We start from the raw sequence: 5,876 nt of genomic DNA on the forward strand, positions 1-5,876 counted from the left end.
GCCTGGCTGGCCGGCGTCGCCCAGCATCGCCAGGCCGCGGGCAAGTCGGCCCTGGCCCAAGGCCTGTCCGGCGCCGTTATCGCCCTGGCGGCGCTCGCCGGCGCTATCTGGCCGGCCTATGCGACCCCGGCCGCGACAGGCGAGGCCTCGGGCGAGACGGCGGCGATCCCCTACGAGGCCTGGAGCCCCGAGGCCGTCGCCAAGGCCCAGGCCGAGGGCAAGCCGGTGTTCGTCAACTTCACCGCCGCCTGGTGCGTCACCTGCCAGGTCAATGAGCGGGTGGCCTTCTCCACGTCCCAGGCCGCCGCGGCCTTCAAGGCGGCGGGCGCGGTCTATCTGAAAGGCGACTGGACCCGGAAGGACGCGATCATCGAGGCCGAACTGGCCAAGCACGGCCGGGCCGGCGTGCCGCTCTATCTGGTCTATCCCAAGAACGGCGGCGAGCCGGAGATCCTGCCGCAACTGCTGACGCCGCAGATCCTGAGCGCGGCGGTGGAGAAGGCTGCCCGCTGACGGCCCCACCGCTCATCCCGGCATTCGCCGGGATGAGCGGATTTTTGCGCGGCCTACACCGCCGGCGCCGGCGGCGCGGTGATGACTTCGACGTTGTCGTTCAGCAGGTAGGCCATGTCGCGCAGGGCCAGGTCGCGGGCTTTGCGGTCCTTGGCCTCGGTGACGGCGGCGAGCTTCAGGGGCAGGTCCTGGGAGATGCCGCGCAGGATGCACTTCAGGTCGCCGTCCGTGCCGCGCTGGGCCAGGGTCAGGTGACCCTTCATGTCCAGGTCCGACAGCTCGGAGACCTTCTTGCCGAAGGCTTCGGGGATCGGGCGGTCATTGCCGCGGAAGGCGTCGACCTCGGCCTTCAGGCGCTTGGCGCGCTGGACGATGTCGGCGAACAGCGGCTCGTGCGCCACCGAGGTCGGGGCCTGGGCCACTGTCAGCTGCAGGGCGGGCGCGGGCGCCATCGGGGCGGTGGCGGCGAACCACATCAGGGCGGCGGAGGCGGCGGCGTCGCAGGACATTGTTGAAACCCTCGCTTAATGGCCCACGTCCAAGACAGGACCCTGCACGACCTGCTACCGCCAACATGGTAAACGCCGGTTTACCTGCCGCCCGAAGGACCGCCGATGACTGACGCCGCCCAAGCCTGGAGCCGCCTGGAAGCCGCCGGCGAGGCCGCAAAGGGCCGGCGTATCGCGAGCCTGTTCGCCGCCGAGCCGGACCGCCTGGAGGCCATGGTGGTCGAGTCCTGCGGTCTGCGCATCGACCTCACAAAGCAGCCCTGGACCAAGGCCGACCTGGCGGCGGCCCTGGAGCTCGCCAAGGCGGGCGGGGTGGAGGCCGCGCGCGGCCGCCTGTTCGCCGGCGAGACCGTCAACGCCTCGGAGGGCCGGGCGGCCCTGCACATGGCCCTGCGCGCGCCGGCCGGCGCCGCCTTCAAGGCGCAAGGGGTTCCGGTCTCCGGCGAGGTGGAGGCCACCCGCGCCCAGATGAAGGCGTTCGCGGGCCAGGTCCGCTCCGGCGCCCTGCGCGGCGCCACCGGCGAGCCCTACTCGGCCATCGTCCATATCGGCATCGGCGGTTCTGACCTCGGGCCGCGAGTGATCTGGGAGGCGCTTCGCCCCCTGTCGCCGCAGATCGAGTTGCGGTTCGCGGCCAATGTGGATCCGGCCGAGCTGGCCCTGGCCCTCGACGGCCTCGACCCCGCCCGGACCCTGGTGGTGGTGGTCTCCAAGACCTTCACCACCCAGGAGACCATCGCCAACGCCGAGACGGCCCGCGCCTGGCTGCGCGGCGCCCTGGGGCCCAAGGCTGACAGCCAGCTGGTGGCGGTCTCCGCCGCCCCGGCGGTGGCCCAGGCCTTCGGCGTGCCCGCTGACCAGGTGTTCGGCTTCTGGGACTGGGTGGGCGGCCGCTATTCCATCTGGTCGTCGGTGGGCCTGTCCTGCGCCATCGCCCTGGGCTGGGAGGTCTTCGAGGCCCTGCTGGCTGGGGCCGCGGCCCTGGACGACCACTTCGCCAGCGCCCCACTTGAGCGCAACGCCCCGGTGCTGCTGGCGCTCGCCCATATCTTCAATCGCAACGGCATGGGCCGGCCGATGCGGGCGGTCATCCCCTACGCCCAGCGCCTGCGCCTGTTCCCGGACTTCCTGCAGCAGCTGGAGATGGAATCGAACGGCAAGCGGGTGACCGCCACCGGCGCGCCCGTGGCCCGCGGCACGGCGGCCAGCGTGTTCGGCGACGCCGGCACCAACGGCCAGCACGCCTTCTTCCAGCTGTTGCACCAGGGCACGGACATCATCCCCGTGGACTTCGTCGCCGTGGCCGAAGCCAGCGAGGGCGAACCCAGCCAACAGACCAAGCTGCTCGCCAATGTCATCGCCCAGGCCGAGGCCCTGCTGGTGGGCCGCAGCGCCGAGGAGGTGCGCGCCGAGCTGGAGGCCAAGGGCGTCGCGCCCGCCGAGGTCGAGGCCCTGGTCCCGCAACGGACCTTCCCCGGCGACCGGCCGTCGAGCTTTATCCTGATGCGGCGGCTGACGCCTGAGGCCCTGGGCGCGCTGATCGCCCTGCATGAGCACAAGACCTTCGTCGAGGGCGTGCTCTGGGAGATCAACAGCTTCGACCAGTGGGGGGTGGAATTGGGCAAGACGCTCGCCGCCCGCATCCTGCCGGAACTGGACGGCGGGGCGTCAAACCCGCACGATCCGTCGACCACGGCCCTGATCGGGCTGCTTAAGAATTAGGGACGAGACATGCAGGACCTGAAGGGCAAGACCGCCTTCATCACCGGCGGGGCGAGCGGCCTTGGCCTGGCCATGGCCCACGCCTTCGGCGAGGCGGGCATGCAGGTCATGCTGGCCGATATCGAGCGCGCGCCGCTGGACGCCGCCCTGGCCGAGCTGGAAGGCCGCCAGATCCGGGCCAAGGGCCTGTTGTGCGACGTGGCCGACCGCAAGGCGGTGCAGGCCGCCGCCGACGAGACCGTGGCCGAGTTCGGCAAGGTGCATGTGGTCTGCAACAACGCCGGCGTCGGCGCGGGCGGGGCGATCGGCGAAGTCCAGCCCGCCGACTGGGACTGGGTCGTGGCCGTCAACCTGATGGGCGTGGTCTATGGGATGGAGGTCTTCACGCCGCTGATCCGCAGCCACGGGGAGGGCGGTTGCTTCGTCAACACCGCCTCCATGGCCGGCCTGATCTCGGCGCCGGGCATGGAGCCCTATACGGCGACCAAGTACGCGGTGGTCGGCATGTCGGAAGGCTGGTGGGCGCAGCTGGCGCCGCAGAACATCCACGTGGCGGTGCTCTGCCCAGGCTTTGTGCGCACCAAGATCAACCAGTCCCGCCGCACCCGCCAGGCCCAGTATGGCGGCCCGGCGGACAGCGTGGTCCTGCCCGGCAACCCGGTGGAGAACGGCATCGATCCGGAACGGGTCGGCCGCCGGGTGCTGGAGGGGATCCTGGCCAAGGACCGTTACATCCTCACCCACCCCGACATGCGCCCCCTGGTCCAGGGCCGCTTCGCCGGCATCATGGCCGGGTTCGACGCCGCCGATGCGAGCCCGGCCCTGGCGGGCATGGACTACAAGACGCCGGCGATCGGGGTCTGAGGCCGCACCCCCTCCCCCCGATCCTCTCCCCGAGGGGAGAGGGGGCCGTTCGGCGCCGGCCTGTTCCCTCGCCCCGCTTGCGGGGAGAGGGTTAGGGTGAGGGGCGCGCGCTGGACTCGCCATCGGCCCGCGCCTGCGCTATGCAGCCCGCCTGATGACCCGGCTTCACCACCATCACGGCCACCACCATCCGACCTGCGCACGCGGGATCGGCCGGGGTCGTTTGGTCTGAAGCCACCCCCGGCGCGAGCCCCGCGAAAGCGGATGGGCTCGCCTGAGACCGGGGCCCATCCGTCGAACCCGAACCCCAAAAAGGGACCGACGATGATCTTCTCCGCCCTTCGCCAAACCGCGCCGCGCCTTGCCGCGCGCCTGCGCCTCGCTTAAGCGCTCCGCCATGTCCGAAGCTTCCCAACGCCCCGAAGCCCGCAGCCCGCGCGGCTTTGTCGACCGCCGCGCCCGCGACCTCGCCGCCGAGCGCGAGATCCTGACCCGCGTCTCCGCCGTCTATGAACGCTACGGTTTCGAGGCCCTGGATACGGGCGCCTTCGAATATGCCGATGCGCTCGGCAAGTTCCTGCCGGACGCCGATCGTCCGAACGAGGGCGTCTTCGCCCTGCAGGACGACGACGAGCAGTGGATGGCCCTGCGCTATGACCTGACCGCGCCCCTGGCGCGGTTCGTGGCCCAGACCTGGGAGACCCTGCCCAAGCCGTTCCGCCGCTACGCCTTCGGACCGGTCTGGCGGAACGAGAAGCCGGGTCCCGGCCGGTTCCGTGAATTCGTGCAGTGTGACGCCGACACGGTGGGCTCGTCCCGCCCCGAGGCCGACGCCGAGATCATCGCCATGGCGGCCGAGGGCCTGGGCGCGGCGGGCCTGCCCACCGGCGGCTATGTGGTCAAGATCAACAACCGCAAGCTCCTGAACGGCCTGCTGGCCACGGCCGGGGTGTCGAGCGAGGGCCAGAAGCTGGCCGTGCTGCGGGCGGTGGACAAGCTGGATCGCCTGGGCGCCGACGGCGTGCGCCTGCTGCTGGGCGAGGGCCGCAAGGACGAGAGCGGCGCCTTCACCAAGGGCGCCGGCCTGGACGCCAAGGCCGCCGAGGCCGTGCTGGCCTTCACCGCCGCCGGCGCCGCCAGCCGCAGTGAGACCCTGGACGCTATCGCGCGCGTGATCGGCGGCTCGGCCGAGGGCGACGAGGGCCTGGCCGAACTGGCCCGGATCGATGCGGCGCTGAAGGGGCTGGGCGTGGGCGCCGACCAGGCGGTGTTCGATCCGTCGGTCGTGCGCGGGCTGGAATACTATACCGGCGCGGTCTTCGAGGCCGAGCTCCTGCTGCAGACCACCGACGACAAGGGCGAGCCGGTGCGGTTCGGCTCGGTGGGCGGCGGCGGCCGCTATGACGACCTGGTCGCCCGGTTCACCGGGGAGCGGACCCCGGCCACCGGCTTCTCCTTCGGCGTGTCGCGCCTGGCCTCGGCCCTGCGCGCGGCGGGCCGCAACCTGGGCCGCGAGGTGCGCGGCCCGGTGGTGGTCATCGCCTTCTCCCAGGACGACATGGGCGAGTACTTCAAGCTGGTGGGCGAACTGCGCGCCGCCGGCATCCCGGCCGAGGTCTATCTTGGCGCATCGGGCATGAAGGCCCAGATGAAGTACGCTGACAGACGCCTGTCACCGGCGGCGATCATGCTGGGCGGCGACGAGGTCGCCGCGGGCACGGTGACGGTGAAGGACCTGGACCTGGGCCGTGAACTGTCCGCGGGCGTCACCGACAACGCCGCCTGGCGCGCCGAGCGTCCGGGCCAGCAGACCATCCCGCGCGCCGAGCTGATCCCGGCCCTGCGCCGCATCCTGGAGGCCTAGAGCCATGCGCGCCGAGCCCATGGTCCCGCCCGATCGCCTGGCCGCCCTGCGCGCGCCGTTCCTGGCGACGGGCGCAGAAGCCGTCGACGCCCCGCTGCTGCAACCGCTGGGCCTCTTGCTGGACCTGGCGGGCGAGGCGCTGCGGGCGCGGCTGTTCGTGGTTCAGGCCGAGGGCGGCGCCGAGCTGTGCCTGCGGCCCGACTTCACCGTGCCCGTGGCGCGGCTGCATCTGGACCGGAGCGCGAGCGCCGGGCGCTACATGTACGAGGGCAAGGTGTTCCGCGCCGCGCCCGAGGGCGCCGACCAGGCCGAGGAGTTCCTGCAGATCGGCCTGGAGCAGTTCGACGCCGGCGGCGGCGACGCCGAGGCGGCCGATGCGGGCGTCGTGGCCGTGGCCTGGCGCG

The 5,876-nt window shown here is 72.0% G+C and carries 6 protein-coding genes; 5 read left to right on the plus strand and 1 reads right to left on the minus strand.

The genetic code is table 11. The features are described 5' to 3' along the window. Positions 1–513: thioredoxin family protein (locus ACFQ27_RS20440; protein ID WP_377354873.1), on the plus strand; the 513-nt coding region annotated here is incomplete at its 5' end. Between the two features lie 53 nt (positions 514–566). Here the strand turns inward: ACFQ27_RS20440 and ACFQ27_RS20445 are convergent. Further along, positions 567–1,022, minus strand: coding sequence for a hypothetical protein (locus ACFQ27_RS20445; protein WP_377354874.1), 456 nt, complete (start codon positions 1,020–1,022; stop codon positions 567–569). Between the two features lie 105 nt (positions 1,023–1,127). On the opposite strand from ACFQ27_RS20445, the gene pgi reads away from it, so the two are divergent. The 4 genes from pgi to ACFQ27_RS20465 form a co-directional block, all read left to right on the plus strand. After that, positions 1,128–2,744 (plus strand): glucose-6-phosphate isomerase, encoded by a 1,617-nt coding sequence (gene pgi, locus ACFQ27_RS20450; RefSeq protein ID WP_377354875.1) that lies wholly within the window; start codon positions 1,128–1,130, stop codon positions 2,742–2,744. A 9-nt stretch (positions 2,745–2,753) separates the two neighbouring features. Beyond that, a complete protein-coding gene (locus ACFQ27_RS20455; RefSeq protein WP_377354876.1) occupies positions 2,754–3,608 on the plus strand; it encodes an SDR family NAD(P)-dependent oxidoreductase in 855 nt (284 codons plus the stop codon). Positions 3,609–4,005: 397 nt separating this feature from the next. Further along, positions 4,006–5,472, plus strand: coding sequence for a histidine--tRNA ligase (gene hisS, locus ACFQ27_RS20460; protein ID WP_377354877.1), 1,467 nt, complete (start codon positions 4,006–4,008; stop codon positions 5,470–5,472). A gap of 4 nt (positions 5,473–5,476) precedes the next feature. Next, a partial coding sequence (locus ACFQ27_RS20465) for an ATP phosphoribosyltransferase regulatory subunit (protein WP_377354878.1) occupies positions 5,477–5,876 on the plus strand: 400 nt, incomplete at its 3' end.

This window comes from Phenylobacterium conjunctum, from assembly GCF_042679085.1.
Classification (GTDB): Bacteria; Pseudomonadota; Alphaproteobacteria; order Caulobacterales; family Caulobacteraceae; genus Phenylobacterium; species Phenylobacterium conjunctum.